This is a genomic window from Micromonospora sp. NPDC000668, assembly GCF_042897975.1.
In the GTDB taxonomy this organism is placed as follows: domain Bacteria; phylum Actinomycetota; class Actinomycetes; order Mycobacteriales; family Micromonosporaceae; genus Micromonospora.
Map to the genome: position 1 here is coordinate 98821 of NZ_JBIAYP010000003.1, position 14914 is coordinate 113734.

At 71.9% G+C, this 14914-nt stretch carries 19 protein-coding genes; 6 read left to right on the forward strand and 13 right to left on the reverse strand.

Annotated features, from left to right (window positions below; translation table 11 throughout):
* Nucleotides 1–71: 71 nt before the first annotated feature.
* The 3 genes from ACFY29_RS16655 to ACFY29_RS16665 all read right to left on the reverse strand — a co-directional run bounded on the left by ACFY29_RS16655 (nt 72) and on the right by ACFY29_RS16665 (nt 3056).
* Nucleotides 72–1415 (reverse strand): pitrilysin family protein, encoded by a 1344-nt coding sequence (locus ACFY29_RS16655; RefSeq protein ID WP_328419663.1) that lies wholly within the window; start codon nt 1413–1415, stop codon nt 72–74.
* Nucleotides 1412–2704: a M16 family metallopeptidase gene (locus tag ACFY29_RS16660; protein WP_386987018.1), complete on the reverse strand. Its 1293-nt coding sequence runs from the start codon at nt 2702–2704 to the stop codon at nt 1412–1414. Before ACFY29_RS16660 ends, ACFY29_RS16655 begins: the two co-directional genes overlap by 4 nt.
* A 136-nt stretch (nt 2705–2840) precedes the next feature.
* Nucleotides 2841–3056: a hypothetical protein gene (locus ACFY29_RS16665; protein ID WP_386987021.1), complete on the reverse strand. Its 216-nt coding sequence runs from the start codon at nt 3054–3056 to the stop codon at nt 2841–2843.
* 273 nt (nt 3057–3329) lie between these two features.
* Here ACFY29_RS16665 and ACFY29_RS16670 point away from each other — a divergent pair, with 273 nt between their 5' ends.
* The 3 genes from ACFY29_RS16670 to ACFY29_RS16680 all read left to right on the forward strand — a co-directional run bounded on the left by ACFY29_RS16670 (nt 3330) and on the right by ACFY29_RS16680 (nt 5201).
* Nucleotides 3330–4424, forward strand: a complete 1095-nt coding sequence (locus ACFY29_RS16670) for a 3-deoxy-7-phosphoheptulonate synthase (protein ID WP_328426049.1) — start codon at nt 3330–3332, stop codon at nt 4422–4424.
* Between the two features lie 286 nt (nt 4425–4710).
* A complete protein-coding gene (locus ACFY29_RS16675) occupies nt 4711–4944 on the forward strand; it encodes a hypothetical protein (protein WP_386988444.1) in 234 nt (77 codons plus the stop codon).
* A gap of 62 nt (nt 4945–5006) precedes the next feature.
* Nucleotides 5007–5201 (forward strand): hypothetical protein, encoded by a 195-nt coding sequence (locus ACFY29_RS16680; RefSeq protein WP_328426051.1) that lies wholly within the window; start codon nt 5007–5009, stop codon nt 5199–5201.
* Between the two features lie 54 nt (nt 5202–5255).
* Here the strand turns inward: ACFY29_RS16680 and ACFY29_RS16685 are convergent, their stop codons facing one another.
* The 3 genes from ACFY29_RS16685 to ACFY29_RS16695 form a co-directional block, all read right to left on the reverse strand.
* The gene (locus ACFY29_RS16685; protein WP_328419671.1) at nt 5256–5795 is read right to left on the reverse strand and encodes a DUF1360 domain-containing protein; all 540 of its coding nucleotides are present in this window, start codon (nt 5793–5795) and stop codon (nt 5256–5258) included.
* Between the two features lie 109 nt (nt 5796–5904).
* Nucleotides 5905–6243, reverse strand: coding sequence for an SRPBCC family protein (locus ACFY29_RS16690; protein ID WP_355609301.1), 339 nt, complete (start codon nt 6241–6243; stop codon nt 5905–5907).
* Complete coding sequence (locus ACFY29_RS16695; protein WP_386987026.1) at nt 6243–6587, reverse strand: DUF6158 family protein; 345 nt, start codon at nt 6585–6587, stop codon at nt 6243–6245. Before ACFY29_RS16695 ends, ACFY29_RS16690 begins: the two co-directional genes overlap by 1 nt.
* Nucleotides 6588–6718: 131 nt before the next feature.
* Between ACFY29_RS16695 and ACFY29_RS16700 the strand changes: the two genes are divergently transcribed.
* A complete protein-coding gene (locus tag ACFY29_RS16700) occupies nt 6719–7141 on the forward strand; it encodes a hypothetical protein (RefSeq protein ID WP_328419677.1) in 423 nt (140 codons plus the stop codon).
* Between the two features lie 25 nt (nt 7142–7166).
* Complete coding sequence (locus tag ACFY29_RS16705; RefSeq protein WP_386987029.1) at nt 7167–7499, forward strand: DUF3817 domain-containing protein; 333 nt, start codon at nt 7167–7169, stop codon at nt 7497–7499.
* 37 nt (nt 7500–7536) lie between these two features.
* Here the strand turns inward: ACFY29_RS16705 and ACFY29_RS16710 are convergent, their stop codons facing one another.
* From ACFY29_RS16710 to ACFY29_RS16720, 3 genes are read right to left on the reverse strand one after another with little or no spacing between them, the layout of a single operon-like run.
* Entirely contained in the window at nt 7537–7725 is a 189-nt protein-coding gene (locus ACFY29_RS16710) for a hypothetical protein (RefSeq protein WP_386987032.1), read from the reverse strand.
* A gap of 1 nt (nt 7726) precedes the next feature.
* A complete protein-coding gene (locus ACFY29_RS16715) occupies nt 7727–8404 on the reverse strand; it encodes a DUF3592 domain-containing protein (protein ID WP_386987035.1) in 678 nt (225 codons plus the stop codon).
* Complete coding sequence (locus ACFY29_RS16720) at nt 8386–8907, reverse strand: DUF6232 family protein (protein ID WP_386987037.1); 522 nt, start codon at nt 8905–8907, stop codon at nt 8386–8388. The genes ACFY29_RS16715 and ACFY29_RS16720 overlap by 19 nt, the downstream gene beginning before the upstream one ends.
* 500 nt (nt 8908–9407) lie before the next feature.
* On the opposite strand from ACFY29_RS16720, the gene ACFY29_RS16725 reads away from it, so the two are divergent.
* Nucleotides 9408–10385 (forward strand): NlpC/P60 family protein, encoded by a 978-nt coding sequence (locus tag ACFY29_RS16725; protein WP_328419687.1) that lies wholly within the window; start codon nt 9408–9410, stop codon nt 10383–10385.
* A 71-nt stretch (nt 10386–10456) separates the two neighbouring features.
* On the opposite strand, the gene ACFY29_RS16730 is transcribed toward ACFY29_RS16725, so the two are convergent.
* The 4 genes from ACFY29_RS16730 to ACFY29_RS16745 all read right to left on the reverse strand — a co-directional run bounded on the left by ACFY29_RS16730 (nt 10457) and on the right by ACFY29_RS16745 (nt 14819).
* A complete protein-coding gene (locus ACFY29_RS16730) occupies nt 10457–11407 on the reverse strand; it encodes a sigma-70 family RNA polymerase sigma factor (protein ID WP_328419689.1) in 951 nt (316 codons plus the stop codon).
* A 455-nt stretch (nt 11408–11862) separates the two neighbouring features.
* Nucleotides 11863–12816, reverse strand: coding sequence for an N-acetylmuramic acid 6-phosphate etherase (gene murQ, locus ACFY29_RS16735; protein ID WP_328419691.1), 954 nt, complete (start codon nt 12814–12816; stop codon nt 11863–11865).
* Nucleotides 12813–13727 carry a MurR/RpiR family transcriptional regulator gene (locus tag ACFY29_RS16740; protein WP_252419657.1) on the reverse strand — a complete coding sequence of 305 codons (915 nt, stop codon included), beginning with the start codon at nt 13725–13727 and terminating at the stop codon, nt 12813–12815. The genes murQ and ACFY29_RS16740 overlap by 4 nt, the downstream gene beginning before the upstream one ends.
* A 75-nt stretch (nt 13728–13802) precedes the next feature.
* Entirely contained in the window at nt 13803–14819 is a 1017-nt protein-coding gene (locus tag ACFY29_RS16745) for an NAD-dependent epimerase/dehydratase family protein (protein WP_386987043.1), read from the reverse strand.
* Between the last annotated feature and the right edge of the window lie 95 nt (nt 14820–14914).

Sequence of the window (14914 nt, forward strand, 5' to 3'; positions counted from 1 at the left end):
CTCCGGTGATCATGGGGTTGGCGGGGTGTTCGGTGATCGAACTCCCCGTCAACCCCATGATCAACGCGGAATCAGGGGTGGGTGATCAGTTCGCCGAGGTTGGCGGCGGTTAGCTCGTCGCGGATGATGGCGGCGTCGCCCTCGACGACCAGGGTCAGCGCGTCCGGGTGCAGGTGGGTGGCCGCCGCTGCGGAGACCTGGTCCACGTCGGCGGCGAGCAGCGCCTCGCGCAGCCGTGCGTGGTAGTCGTCCGGCAGGTCGTGGACCACCAGCGTGGTCAGCGCGGAGGCGATCGCCCGAGGGCTCTGCAACTCGACCGAGAGCTGACCGGCCCGCCAGGAACGGGCCACCGCCAGCTCGTCCTCGGTCACCCCGGCGACCTGGGTACGGGTGATCTCGCCGACCGCCTCGACCAGGGCCGGCGTGGTCACTGCGGTCTGCACGCCGGAGCTGACCGCGAACCGGCCGAACCGCCGCGACGAGGCGAAGTCGCCCCGAATGCCGTACGTGTAGCCGCGCACCTCGCGGATCAGGTGGTTGAGCCGGGAGGTGAACGCCCCGCCGAGCACCGTGCCGGCGAGCGTCATCGGCACGTGGTCGGGGTGCGCCCGGTACGGCGACGGGTGGCCGAGCCGCAGCGTGGACTGCACCGAGCCGGGGCGGTCCACCAGGATGATCCGCCGACCGCTGTGCAGCGGCACGTCGATCGGGCCGCCCCGGTCGGCCGCGCCCCCACCGGTGCCGGCGAACGCCGCGGCGGCCAGCGCGTCCAGGTCGATCCGGTCCAGGTCACCAGCGACGATCAGGGTGCCCGGCCGCAGGAACCACTCGGAGTGGAAGACCGTCACGTCCTCCACGTCCAGCCCGGCCACCGACTCCGGGTCGCCGTACATCGGGCGTCCCCAGCGGTTCTCCGCGCCGAACAGGTCCGCGCGCAGCGCGGCGTCGGCGCGCGGGCCGGGGTTGGCCCAGTCCATCCGCAGCGCGGTCGCCTCGTCGTCACGGACCCGGCTGACATCGGCCGGGTCCAGGCGGGGCGTCCGGACGGCCTCGGCGAGCAGCTGCACCGCGGCGGTCAGCCGGTCCACCGGCACCTGGACGCTGACCTGGAACGAGTCCCAGTCCAGCCCGGTCACCAGCTCGGTGCCGAGCGCCTCGATGGCCAGCGCGAACGCGGTGGCGTCCCGCTGCGCGGTGCCCTCCTCCAGCGCCTTGGCCAGCACCCCGCCCAGCCCTTCCTTGCCGGTCGATTCCCGGCCGGCGCCGGCGTCGAGCAGCAGCAGCGCGACGGCGAGGTTCTGCCCGGGCAGGTGCGCGGCGACCACCTGACCGCCGGCCACGGCGCGGCGGACCACCGGCGGGAACCGGTACGGGCGAGCGGCACCCGGGCCGGGACGGACGGCGATCAGCGTCATGGGGTCTCCTCGGGCAGGTAGGTCAGGGTCACCCGGTTGGCGGCGTCCAGCACTTCGGCGGCGGCCTCGGCGATCTGCTCGGCGGTCACCGCGAGCCAGCTGGGCAGCCGGTCGGCGGCCCGGGCCGGGTCACCGAACTGGGTGGCGTACCGGCCGAGCGTGTCGGCGCGGCCGTCCACCGTCGACATCTGCCGCCACCACGCGGTGCTCAGCAACGCCTTGGCCCGGTCCAGCTCGGCGGCGGTGACCGGCACGGTGGCCAGTTCGTCGACGACCTCGGCCAGCCCTTCGGCCAGCCGCTCGGCGCTCACACCGGGGCGGGCGGTGGCCGTGGCGATCAGCGGCGCCGGGGCGTGCGCGAGGTCCACGCCGTACGCCCCGACCAGGTCCGGCTGGGCGATCCGCTCACCGTCGGCGAGCCGCTGGTAGAGGCGGCTGCCCCGGCCGCTGCCGAGCACGGTGGCGAGCACCGTGAGCACGTCGTACCCCGGGCTGCCGAACGGGTAGCCGCGGTGCGCCACGTACACCCGGGGGGCCGGCACGTCGGTGGTCACCGTCTCGGCGGCGGGTCGCCCGGTCGCCGGGACGCTCCGGCCGTCCGGGGCCGGCGGGATGTCGTCGCGGGCGGGCAGCGCGCCGAAGTACTTGTCGGCCAGCGCGAACACCTCGGCGGCCGCGGCGTCGCCGACCACGGTGAGCACCGCGTTGTTGGGCGCGTAGTACGTCTCGTGGAACGCCTGGAAGGTGGCGAGGTCGGCGGCGTTCAGGTCGGCCATCGAGCCGATCGTCGAGTGGTGGTACGGGTGCCCCGGCGGGTAGAGCAGCGGCAACAGCCGCAGCCAGGCGTCACCGTACGGGACGTTCTCGTATCGCTGCCGGCGCTCGTTCTTTACCACGTCGCGCTGGTTGTCCAGGGTTTCCTGGGTGAGCGCGGGGACCAGGCCGCCCATCCGGTCGGCCTCCAACCAGAGCGCCAGCTCCAGGTGCTCGGCCGGGACCGTCTCGAAGTAGTTGGTCCGGTCCGGGTTGGTGGTGGCGTTGAGCGAGCCGCCCGAGCCCTGGATCAGCTTCATGTGCTCGGTCTTCGCCACGTTCACCGAGCCCTCGAACATCAGGTGCTCGAAGAGGTGGGCGAAGCCGGTCTGCCCTTCCGGCTCGTGCCGGGAGCCGACGTCGTACCAGAGGTTGACGGCCACGGCCGGCGCGGTGCGGTCCTCGCTCACCACCACGCGCATGCCGTTATCCAGTCGGGACGTCTCGATGGGCCAGGGGTAACCGCTGTCGGGCATGGCACGACGCTATCCGATCTCGCGGGCGGAAAGGTGACGCGAGGTGGGTCGGCGAGCCGACCGCGCCACCGCGGCTCGGCGCGGACGCGCCGCGCCTGGTGCTCGCGGTCGCGTCCGCCTGGGCCGTGGCCGCCGATCAGTCCGGCGGCTCGACGGCGACCACCGTCTGATCCGAGGTGCGGTGCTCCAGCACCGTGTCCGGGGCCGCGTTCTGGTCCGCCTCGCGAATATCCGACTCGGTGAGGATGGCCTCCGCCTGCGCCTCCGCGTCGTCGCTGCCAACCGCCGCCTCCTCGGGTAGGAGGTGCGCCCGGGACTCGACCCGGTCCTGATCGCTCTGCTCGTCTGTCATGGCACCCCTGTTACCCCCGCCTCGGCCCTGCCACGCGGTGATCGTCCAGCCTTCTGGGACGACCCGCTCAGCTTCACGGCCCGGTCGGGTACGCTGGGCCCGTGACGCGTTCGTATCGATGGTTTAGGCAGCCGGCTCGCACGCCGGTGACTTCACCATGATCTGACGTCACCACGGACCGAGCCGGCTGGGCAGGAGCTATCGTTCCTGCCCTTTTGCGTACGAGCAGCCGGCTCGTCCCGGGCACCGGCCCCGGGCACGGTCGGCGGAAGGATTCCCACCGTGACGACCCCGGAGACCGATCGGGTCAGCGATCAGCGGATCGACCGTGTCGTGCCGCTGACCACGCCCGCGTTGCTGCACCACGAGTTGCCCCTGGACGCCCCGCTCGCCTCGGCCGTGCTGACCGGCCGACGCGCGGTGGGTCGCGTGCTGGACCGCGAGGACGACCGCCTGCTGGTGGTGGTCGGCCCCTGCTCGGTGCACGACCCGGTTGCCGCCCTCGACTACGCCCAGCGGCTGCGCGTCGCCGCCGACCGGGTCGCCGACGACCTGCTGATCGTCATGCGCGTCTACTTCGAGAAACCGCGGTCCACGGTGGGCTGGAAGGGCCTGATCAACGACCCGGGGCTGGACGGCAGCGGGGACGTCAACACCGGTCTGCGGCGGGCGCGGGCACTGCTGCTCGACGTGCTGCGCCTCGGCCTGCCGGTGGGCTGTGAGTTCCTCGACCCGATCACCCCGCAGTACATCGCGGACACGGTGGCGTGGGGCGCGATCGGAGCGCGCACGGTGGAGAGCCAGGTGCACCGGCAGCTCGCCTCCGGCCTCTCCATGCCGATCGGCATGAAGAATCGCCCGGACGGCAGCATCGGCACCGCCGTGGACGCGATCCGCGCCGCCGGAGTCCCGCACGTCTTCCCCGGCATCGACTTCTCCGGCACCCCGGCGATCATGCACACCCGGGGTAACACCGACGGGCACCTGGTGCTGCGCGGCGGCGGTGGCCGGCCCAACTACGACGCGGAGTCGGTGGCCGGCGCGCTCGACCTGCTCCGCGCCGCCGGGCTGCCGGAGCGGCTGGTGATCGACGCCAGCCACGCCAACAGCGGCAAGGACCACCGCAACCAGCCGCTGGTCGCCGCCGATGTGGCCGCCCAACTGGCCGCCGGCCAGCGCGGGATCACCGGCGTGATGCTGGAGTCGTTCCTGCTGCCCGGCCGCCAGGACCTCGACCCGACCCGGGAGCTGGAGTACGGCCGCTCGGTCACCGACGCCTGCCTCGGCTGGGACGACACCGCCGAGGTGCTCGATCACCTGGCCACCGCCGTCCGGGCCCGGCGGGCCACCCTGCCGACCCCGGCCTGACCTGCCGGTCGCTGTGACGGCGACCACAGGAAAGGGCGGAACAGCGGTGGGGGTCCGCTCGTTGACTGGGGTGTCGGTGTGTCCAGTGTCCCCGGGCCTCACCTAAATAGCCTTCGCGGAATACCGTCCGGCTGGAGCCGCGTAGTGCCACTCGCCGAGAGGCGACCTGCACACCGACACCAGCGCCGCCCCCGGCCTACCGGCCGGGGGCGGCGCTGTCGTATGCCCGCCACGGCCAAGCGCGGGGCCAATTGGCGCGACGTTTGACCGATTACGGCCCGGGTAGCTGATCGGCGTGACCGACGACGCATCCGTGGCCGGCGAGCCGGACACCCAGGCCCTCGACGACCTGCTCGACGACATCTACCGGGGTCAGGAACGGGTCACCCAGGCGGAGATCTACCGCCGCGCGGTGGCCGCCGAGCTCCCGCCGGACCTGCTGGCCCGGATCGACTCGCTACCCGAGGGCGAGTACGCGGTGGACGAGGTCAGCGACCTGCTGGGCGGCTCCGTCGGGTGAGCGCGCCCGCCACCTCGCACCCCGACCCCGAGCGCGCCGACGACCTCTGGAGGGACACCGACATGACGCACCACGAGGACCACGACGAGAAGGTGGCGGCGCTGGCCCAACCGCCGAAGGGCAGGGACACCACGCCCGAACCGGACTTCGCCAACGAACATGACAAGACGGCGGTGGACCGGGACATCATCACCGGGGCCGACGAGGACGAACGGGAGCCGGAGTCGCCGCACGGCTGGTCCGGCATGCAGCGCTGACGCGCACGGCAGCGGGGGCCGGCATCCGCCGGCCCCCGCTGCGCTCGGCACGGATCAGTCGTCGTCGTGCCCGCCCTCGGCGGCCTGCTGCGCCGTCGCGTACGCCATCTGGAGGAAGTCGGACGCGGCGACCGCGGTCAGCGCGGTGGCCACCAACCGGGTCAGCCGGGGCGCGAGCACCAGGCCCCCGGTCAGCCCGGTGGCGACCCAGACCGCCAGGCAGAACGGGCAGCTCAGCAGCTCCCCGATGGCGTGCCGGGTGGAGCTGCCCGAGTCGCGGACCTGCTCCATCACCTCGCCGCTGCCGATCGGACGGTCGTACCGGGTGAACGGCGCCCGCAGCGGGCTGGTCACCGCGTCCTTGGACAGCAGCCGGCTGAGCTTGTGCGTGGCGATGGAGAGCAGCACCACGTCGGCCGGGGCAGGACGCTCGGGCACCGGCCGACCGGTCGCCTTCACCAGGCCGGCGAGCGCCCCGGTGACCCCGGCATAGGTGCCCATCGCCACCAGGTAGCCGCCGAGCGGGCGGTGCTCGTGCGGCGCGTACGCCCGGCGCAGTCGCGCCGCCTTCTGTCGCAGGCCAGTGGGGGTCACCCGGTCTCCTCGCGTGTCGTGGTGGTGCGGGCTTGGCCGTCCCGCGCGGCTGGCCGGGGATCGCAGGCCCGCTGCCGGGGCGCCGGCCGGGTTCGGGCCGGCGGAGGTCTCAGCCGGCCTGGAGGTTGTCGGCGACCTCGCGAATCAGGTTGCTCAGCGCCTCGTCGGCCAGCTGGTCCGGCTCCGGCCCGCCCGACCTGTCAACCAGGTCGAGCTGGATCCGGGCGCCGCCGGAGTCCGCCGGCTCCACCCGGATCTCGGCGGACCAGTCGGCGTCGTCGCCGTCGCCCCAGCGGGCCCGCAGTTCCTCGCCACTGATCTCCGCTGCGGGGCTGCCGTCGCCGCGCAGCGGCTCCGGCAACCACGCCGACGCGCGGGCGGGGTCGGTGGCCGTGTTGAAGACCACCTCGGGTGGCGCGGACATGCCACGCACCGCACGCGCCGGCATCACACGCCCCGCAGGCGGCTCGGGTCGATCTCCCGGCCCGGGTGGCGGGCCAGGTACTCGGTTTCGAGCTCCGCCGTACGCCGCAGGTGGTTGGCGAGCGCGGAGTCCGCCGCGTGTCGGAGGGTGTCCAGCCGGGTGCGGTGCAGGCTGTGCATCTCGCGGATCAGATCCTCGTCGGTCAGCTCCGTCGGGTCGACGCCGAGCAGGTCGCCGGCGGGATCCGGGCCGTCGCCCGTCGGGTCGGCGAGGTGGTCACCACCCCACTCGGGCACCCGCTGCTCCGGGCTCATATCCCTGTTACCGCTGGACGGAAAGCCGTCCTCGCGTACCGATCCGGTCATCATCGCCCCCCTGGTCTCGTTTGGGCTGGCGTCTAGACGGATGCCCACACCGGGTAATGCCAAACCATCCCCCGCCGTGCGACAACTACGACACGGTGTCGGAGAGCGGCAGCGTGCCCGGTACCCTCGATGCCATGAGGTGGCTCTGGACCCCGGCGTGGATCGCGCGTCACGTGGCCATGGTCGTGCTGGTCGTGGGCTTCCTCGGGCTGGGCTGGTGGCAGATCAGCCGGGCCACCGCCGGCAACAGCATCAGCTGGGGGTACGCGGTCGAGTGGCCGATCTTCGCCGGCTTCGTGGTCTACGTCTGGTGGCGCGAGGTGCGGCTGGCCCACCGGGCCGCCGCAGCGGCCGACGCGCCGCCGGTTGACCCGGCCGCCGAGCCTGAGCCGACCGTCACCGCCGGGTCCCGACCGGCGGTACGCCGACCGGTGCGGGTGTCCCGGGTGCCGGCCGGCGGCGAGGCCGTCGACGACTCGGACCTGGCCGCCTACAACCACTACCTGTCATGGTTGAACGCCAACCCGGGCGCTCGACCCGGTGACTATCCCGGCTGAGCCGGGCTCGGAAGGACGGACGAAGGTGGGCGCAGCCCTTACCCGGTACCGCGTGATCGCCTGGATCGTGGGCGTGGCACTGATCCTGCTGGTCGTGATCGGCATGCCGCTGAAGTACGCGTTCAACAATCCGGTCGTGGTCGAGACGGTGGGGCAGGCGCACGGCTTCCTCTACATGGTCTACCTGCTGGCCGCGTTCGACCTGAGCCGTCGGGCCGAGTGGCCGCTGAAGCGGATGCTTCTGGTGATGCTGGCCGGCACCGTGCCGTTCGTCTCGTTCTACGCCGAGCGCCGGGTCAGCGGCTGGCTGGCCGCACCGCGGCAGGAGCAGACCCCGGAGCCGGTTCTCCCCCGATGACGGTGCGCACGGCTTGACGGTCGGGGTGTTCCGACCTTCACGCCGCGCGGCGGGCGAGCAGCCAGCCGGCCAGGGCCAGCGCAGCACCGACCGCAACCAGTAGGACCGAGTCGACCGCCACCAGTCCCACCAGAATCAGCACCGCCCCCGCTACCGACAAGGCGTACGCCTTTGGGTTGCGGGCACCGGACGGTCGCCACCCAACTCGTTTGACCGGTTTCGTCATGTCATCTCCCTTTGTGGTCGGTGGGACGGTGCGTCTGGCTCCGCTTGTCGGATCTCACCAGGACGAGCATCAGGCCGCCCACGATGACAAAGAGCACGCCGACCGGAACGAGGGACCAGGACATCAGGGGGAACAGCGAGCCGTCGGTCCGGTCGTTCTCCGCCACGAAGTGCTCCGGATCGCTCGGATCCACCCAGATGGTCAATGCCTGGGGCGGCTCGCTGCGGCAGGCTGCCAGCTTGGCGCAGGGGATCCAGTCGTGGTGCTGCTCCCCGTCGTACATGTAGTAGACCTCGATCCGGTCGATGCCGCTGCCTCGGGCACTGCCGCCGGCCCGGTCGGCGAGCGTGGCCGGGACCTGCACGCCCTCGACTCGCAGCCGGTCCGCCTCGGAGGAGTCCCACCACCGGTAGCCGAGCGAACCCACGGCCAAGCCCAGACCGACCAGGAACATGGCCAGCCCTCCGCGGGCCGTCTGTCGCCGGGATGCTGCTTGCTCGCTGGATGGCGCGCCGGAAACCGGCCGCCGCTTCTTCGTCACGACATCCCCCGTCGACCATCCCAGCCATGGCCCGCAACCTTCAATATCGAAGATCAGCGTATTCGACTGGATCAACAACGAATTGCGGTCGGTTGGGGGTAACCGCTGCCCGCGCCGGATCAGCGGCTGGGCCGCCACGGGTCGGCCGAGGCGAGCGGGTCCACCCAGCCGCCGTACCGGTTCACCTCCCGGGCGCGCAGCAGCGCCCGGGTGACCTGGCCGAACTGCCGCTCGTCGTCGGCGCTGAACAGCAGCACCTCGGCACCCCGGTTCCACCCCCACAACTCGTACGGCGGTGGCCGCCAGCGGTCGCCGACCAGGGCCAGCGCCGCCGGCAGCAGGAACACCGCACCGAGGATGAGGTACGCCCCGGCGGTCAGCCGCTGCAGGCCGCCGGTGAAGCCGAGCAGCAGCCCGACACCGCCGATCATGGCGGCGGTGATCGCGACGGCCCGGACGGCGATCCGGTCGTGGGGGCCCCGGGTGGTACGCAGATGGGTCAGGTCGGCGACCCGGTAACTCGTCCGGCCGACGGTGAACCGGTCGACGGTCACGATGATGCCGGGTCGCGCGTACAGCAGGGTCGACCTTGCGCCCGGCACCGTTCGCGGCGGTCGCGTCTTTGCGCCTTCACGATTCACGGTTCCTCCCGCGGGGCGGTTCGCCGGGCTGGCCTGCGGGTGAGGCATCGCTGCCTGTCGACGGGATTCCCGGCTCCGGCCTTCATTGTGTTGTGGCGCCGCCAGCCCACCGGGCAAGTTACGGCCTCCCGACAGCTCACCCGGCCGGGGGACATCGTCGCGAAACAGCATCCATTTCAGGTTTTATCGGTTATGGCGCACTGGTATCCGGCGTCATACGCCCGGAACGACGAAGGTCGTATATCCGTCAATCGACCCGGAAAGGGATCGCGCCGGAAGGCTCGTCGCGCGTCAGCAGCCCCGCTAAAGCCACCTGCCGCAGCGCTACTTCCCGCCACTTTGCCAACATTCGCCCCTGCTTCAACTGCGGGCGACATCCGTCCCGGGTTAGGTTGGGCGGGCCGGTCCGGCCCAGTGCCGTCCGCCCGGGTGGCCCCGGCCGGTGTCGCCGAGGGCATCAGCAGCCCCGTCGGCGGCCGTGGGAGAGGAGCCTTCCGCTCTTGTCATCCCTGAGAAACCTGCTGCGCACCGTGGCGCTGGTCGGCATGTCGGCCGCGCTGATCGCACCGACGGCGGCGGCATACGCCGAGCCGTCACCCGCTGACCTGACCCGCCGGATCGAGACGTCCTCGGCCGAGCTGGAGCGGGTCGTCGAGTCATACAACAAGCTCCGCGAGGAGATCAAGACCAACAAGACGGCAGCGGGCCGATTACAGGCCCGCATCGGCCCGCTCGAACAGCAGGCCGAGCAGAGCCGGGCTGACGTCGCCGAGCTGGCCACGACCGCGTACAAGAGTGGTGGTCTGCGGACCGCGGACGCGCTGCTGCGTCCCGGCGGCTCGGCGGCGCTGCTGGACCGGCTCGGCGCGCTCGATCAACTGACCCGCCAACGGCAGGAACGCATCTCGGGCTTCACCGCCACCCAGCAACGGCTGCTCGATGAGAAGAGCCGCCTGGACGCCACGCTGACCCGGCAGGCCGCGCAGGCCCGCCAACTCTCGGCGGCCAAGAAGCAGATCGAGAAGGACCTGGCCAACCTGTACGAGCTGCGCCGGCAGGCGTACGGGGCGGCCACCGAGCAACCCGCGCCCAGGGCGGCGGCCACCGAGGCCGCGAACGTACCCGCCGTCGCCGGTGCGGCCGGCGTCGCGGTGCGCTACGCCTTCGGCGCGCTGGGCAAGCCGTACGTCTGGGCGGCCGACGGGCCGAACGGCTACGACTGCTCCGGGCTGACCTCGGCGGCCTGGCGGGCGGCTGGGAAGTCGCTGCCGCACAACACCCGGATGCAGTGGGGTGCGGTCGCCCACATCGGTCGGGGCGACCTAAGCCCGGGAGATCTGGTCTTCTACAGCGGGCTCGGGCACGTCGCCCTCTACGTCGGCGGCGGCCAGGTGATCGACGCACCGAGCGCCGGCCGCAACGTGCTCAAGCGGGGCATGAACATGATGTCCATCCAGGGCTACGGCCGGGTCCGCTAGCCGGACCGGATACGGCGAACGGCCGGCGTCCCCCTATCGGACGCCGGCCGTTCGCCGTCATTACTAGCAGGTCAGGCTGCCTGCAGCCCCTCTGCCCGGGCCAGCTCACGGAGCCGGCCGAGGGCCTGGATCTCCAGCTGCCGGATCCGTTCGCGGGACAGGGAGAACCGGGACGCGACCTCGGTGAGCGAGTGCTCGCGGCCGTCCTCAAGCCCGTACCGGGCCCGCATGATGCCGGCCGACCGGTCGTCGAGGTGGTTCAACAGCCCCTCGATGCGCTGCCGCTCCAGGCCGCTGAGGACGATGTCCTCCGGCGACGGCGCGTCACTGTCGGCGACCAGGTCACCGAGGTTCGTGTCGCCGTCGTCGCCCACCGGGGTGTCCAGCGAGACGGTGTCCTGCGACCAGCGGCGTAGCTCGTTGACCCGCTCGACGGTGACGCCGAGGGCGGCCGCGATCTGGTCCGGCTCCGGGTCGCCACCCAGCTCACGGGTGAGCTGCCGGGCCACGTTGCGCATCCGGTTGACGTCCTCCACGAGGTGCACCGGAAGACGGACCGTGCGCTCCTGCTGGGCGATCGCCCGGCTGATGGCCTGGCGGATCCACCAGGTGGCGTAGGTGGAGAACTTGTAGCCGCGCTCGTAGTCGAACTTCTCGACCGCCCGGACGAGGCCGGTGTTGCCCTCCTGGATCAGATCCAGCATGGGCATGCCCGAGCGCACGTAACGGCGGGCGATTGACACGACCAGTCGCAGGTTGGCGCGGATGAAGAGGTCCTTCGCGCGCTCCCCCTCGACGACCAGCCACTCCAGGTCAGCCCGGTCGACACCGGCGGGGACGCGGTCCTCGCCGAGCAGGTGCTCAGCGTAGAGGCCGGTCTCGATCGCCTTGGAGAGATCGACCTCCTTGGCGGCGTCCAGCAGTGGCGTCCGGGAGATCTCGTGCAGGTAGACGCCGACCAGGTCGCGCTCCTCGGCAACCTCGTCGGTGCGCATGCCGATGTTCTTGTCCACGTTGCCCACGGTCCCCTCGCTCGCGCCGGTTGCCCGGTTCCTTGCCGTCCCCACGTCCGTCAGCCCTTCCCCGGTAACCTTCTGTTGTGCCCACCGGTGCTGACACCTACACAACAGATGAGACGTGTCAGGGATTCCATGTCCTGAGTCGAAAGTGTCACGAATGCCTGAGTAGTAGCTGAGAGCACGGTCCACGTTTGCTGTCAGCACCCGCCGGGTGGCTCGCCTCTGGGCACCACGTACGGGTTGGCGGGTCGACGAATCGCCGAACGCCCGCAACTATGGCAACACCGCCCGCCGCGGGGGCACAGCGACCCGGGTCACCACCGAGCTGCGATCCTGGTCACTGCCAGATACGCACCGGTGGACCGGTCGGTTCATCTACGGAGGTGGTATTACCCCCCGGCCAGATGAACAATCCGGAGCCCCGTTCGCTTCCCATCCGTCGGTACGGGGTTTGGGGGCTAGGAGGCGAGCAGGGCCAGCGCGCCGCGAACCTGGTCGGCAGAGCGGGCCAGCGCGGCCCGGGCGGCGGCGACCTCGGCACCGGAGACCAGCGAGACCAGCGCGGTCTTCAGATCGCCGTCGGCCTCGTTGAGGGCCCGCCGGGAGATCTCCTCCGAGCAGCCGGTGGCCTCGACCAGGATCGAAATCATCCGCCCACGGAGTTTCGCGTTGGTGGCCACCATGTCGATCATGAGGTTCGAGTAGACCCGTCCCAGGCGCACCATGACGGCGGTGGAGAACGTGTTGAGCACCAACTTCTGCGCGGTGCCCGCCTTCATCCGGGTCGACCCGGTGACCACCTCCGGTCCGGTGTCCACCCCAATGAACACGTCGACCGACCGGGCGGCCTCCGCCTCCGGATTGGCGCAGAGCAGCACCGTCGAGGCACCCGTGGCGCGGGACGCGGCGAGCGCCCCGAGGACGTACGGGGTGCGTCCGCTGGCGGCCAGACCGACCACCAGGTCGCCGGCGTGCACACACCCGGCCGCATCGACCGCGCCGCCCCGCTCGTCGTCCTCGGCGTCCTCCACGGCCCGCCACATCGCGTCCGGCCCACCGGCGAGGTGGGAGCAGAACCAGTGCCGGGGCGAGTTGAAGGTCGGTGCCAGCTCGGCCGCGTCGAGCACACCCAGGCGGCCGGAGGTGCCGGCCCCGAAGTAGTGCACCCGGTGGCCGCCACGCAGCGCCGCGACTGCCAGATCGACCGTTGCGGCGATCTCGTCGAGCACCGCGGCGACCGCCGCCGGTACCCGCCGGTCGGCCTCGTTGATAACGGTGAGCACGTCGCGGGTCGACATCAGGTCGAGGTCGACGCTCAGCGGGTTGCGCCGTTCGGTCGGGGCACCCACCCGGACCGTCGGGCGGGCGGGGCGTGCTGGCGTGTCCTCGTCGGGCTCCACGCCGGCCGTCATCCCCGCCTCCGGTTGGCGCCCACCCGGTGCGACTGGACCGCTTCCGCCGTCGCCTCAAGGGCCTTACGCGCCCTGGAGCGGTTGCGGGCGGCCACGCCCACGAAGAGGCAGTCGACCACCGTGAGCTGGGCCAGTCGGCTGGCCGTCGCGCCGGAACGGTAGGTGGTCTCGCGGGCGGCGGTGGTCAACACGAAGTCGGCCACGTCGGTGATCGGCGAGCGCGGGAAGTTGGTCAGTGCCACGGTGGCGGCGCCCCGCGTCCGGGCCTGCTCCAGCACCTCGATCACGTCGGAGGTGGTGCCGGTGTGCGAGATGCCGATCGCCACGTCGCCGCGACCGAGCAGGGCCGCCGAGGTCAGCGCGGTGTGCACGTCCGGGAAGTAGAAGGCGATCCGGCCGATGCGGTGCAGCTTCTGTTGGAAGTCGGAGGCGACGAACCCGCTGGCCCCGGCGCCGTAGATGTCGATCCGGCCGGCGTTGGCGATCGCCTCGACCACCTGCTCACAGACGGCCGGGTCGAGTTGCTCGGCAGTCTCCTCCACCGCGCGTGCGTCGTTGAAGGCAATGGTGGCGATGATCTGGGCGAGGTCGGCGCCGGGCGGGATGTCACCGCCGACCACCCGGGCGTCCGGCGGCTCGATCCGGCGCGCGGCCTCGGCGGCGAGCCGGATGCGCAGCTGCGGGTAGCCGTCCATGCCGACCGACCGGCAGAACCGGATGACGGTCGCCTCGGATGTCTCGGCCGCGGTGGCGAGATCGGTGATGGTCCGCCGGGCGGCGGCCGCCGGGTCGGACACGACCAGACGGGCCACCCGCTGTTCGGCTGGCGACAGCGACGGAAGCAGGCCACTGATGTGGACGATCAGCCCACCGGGCTCGTGACTCGCGGAAATCTTCGGACTCTTCGCCACGGATGAAACTTACTTTCATGAGGCGTGAGCGTCAACCATGACTGGCCGTGATGGGAAAAGTACCGTCGATCGGGATCACCCGTCCTGCACAGCGTGCCACTCCCCCAGGAGCGCCGCCTCATCCGCCGGGTCCAGTCCGCCCTGCCGGACGGCGGCTGGTTGTGCGGCCATCCAGGTCGCGGTCGCCCGAACGGTGTCGGACAGCGGCCGGACCGCCAGTCCGGCGTCGAGCGCCGGTCGGACGTCCCGATCCATCAGGCCGCCCCACTCCGGCAGCCGCACCCACAGCGGCAGTGCCCGCTCCCCCGACCACTCGCGTACGTCCCGGACCAGCAGAAAACCCTGGTCGACCCAGGTGAGGAGCGGATCGGCGACGCCCAGCCCGGCGGCCACCCCGGCCAACAGGTCAGCTCGGGACAGCGCCGGGCCGCTGCCGTCGTACGTGCCGGTGAGGCGGGTGCCGGCGGCGTGCAGTAGCCAGGCCGCCAGATCGGCGACGTCCACGAACTGCACGCGGTCGGTCTGGCGTCCGGGCGCGAGCACCTCCCCACCGGCCGACAGTCGCCGCACCCAGTACGGAAAGCGGTCGCTCGGATCTTCCGCCCCCACGATCAGCCCCGCCCGGCAGATGAACGAGCGGTCCTCGCCCATCCGCTCCCGGACCAGCTGCTCGATGCTCACCTTGCACTCGCCGTACCAGCGGTTGTCCGGGCCGACCGGACCGTCCACGTCCGGCGGGGCGGGTGCCAGCACCGGCGCGTCCGCCGCGTTCTGGCCGGGGGTGGTGTTGTCGGCGTACACCGAAACCGTCGACACGAACGACCAGTGGCCGACCTGATTGGCCAGCGCGGCCAGCGCGTGCCGGGCATGACTGACCTGGCGGGTCACGTCCACCACCGCGTCGAAGCCCTCCCTGGCGAGCGGCGCCAGGCCGTCCGGGTCGTCCCGGTCGACCGGCACGAACCGGGCCTCGGCCGGGGCGGTGCCGGAGACGCCCCGGGCGGCGCAGGTCACGTCGTGCCCCTGCGCGACGGCGAGCTGGGCCAGTGCCCGGCCGAGGAACCGGGTGCCACCGAGAATGAGGATCCGCATCCGCTGATGCTGCGCCGCTGGTGGGCTGTTCACCAAGCCGCTCTGCTCTCGGCAGAGCGCTCCCGCAGCCGGCCCGCAGCCTGCCCCGCCGCCGG

Bases quoted from the DNA above. Each gene is read 5' to 3' on its own strand.
- ACFY29_RS16655 (WP_328419663.1), bottom strand. From the start codon at position 1,415: ATGACGCTGATCGCCGTCCGTCCCGGCCCGGGTGCCGCTCGCCCGTAC.
- ACFY29_RS16660 (WP_386987018.1), bottom strand. From the start codon at position 2,704: ATGCCCGACAGCGGTTACCCCTGGCCCATCGAGACGTCCCGACTGGAT.
- ACFY29_RS16665 (WP_386987021.1), bottom strand. From the start codon at position 3,056: ATGACAGACGAGCAGAGCGATCAGGACCGGGTCGAGTCCCGGGCGCAC.
- ACFY29_RS16680 (WP_328426051.1), top strand. From the start codon at position 5,007: ATGACGCACCACGAGGACCACGACGAGAAGGTGGCGGCGCTGGCCCAA.
- ACFY29_RS16690 (WP_355609301.1), bottom strand. From the start codon at position 6,243: ATGCCGGCGCGTGCGGTGCGTGGCATGTCCGCGCCACCCGAGGTGGTC.
- ACFY29_RS16695 (WP_386987026.1), bottom strand. From the start codon at position 6,587: ATGATGACCGGATCGGTACGCGAGGACGGCTTTCCGTCCAGCGGTAAC.
- ACFY29_RS16700 (WP_328419677.1), top strand. From the start codon at position 6,719: ATGAGGTGGCTCTGGACCCCGGCGTGGATCGCGCGTCACGTGGCCATG.
- ACFY29_RS16710 (WP_386987032.1), bottom strand. From the start codon at position 7,725: ATGACGAAACCGGTCAAACGAGTTGGGTGGCGACCGTCCGGTGCCCGC.
- murQ (WP_328419691.1), bottom strand. From the start codon at position 12,816: ATGACGGCCGGCGTGGAGCCCGACGAGGACACGCCAGCACGCCCCGCC.
- ACFY29_RS16745 (WP_386987043.1), bottom strand. From the start codon at position 14,819: ATGCGGATCCTCATTCTCGGTGGCACCCGGTTCCTCGGCCGGGCACTG.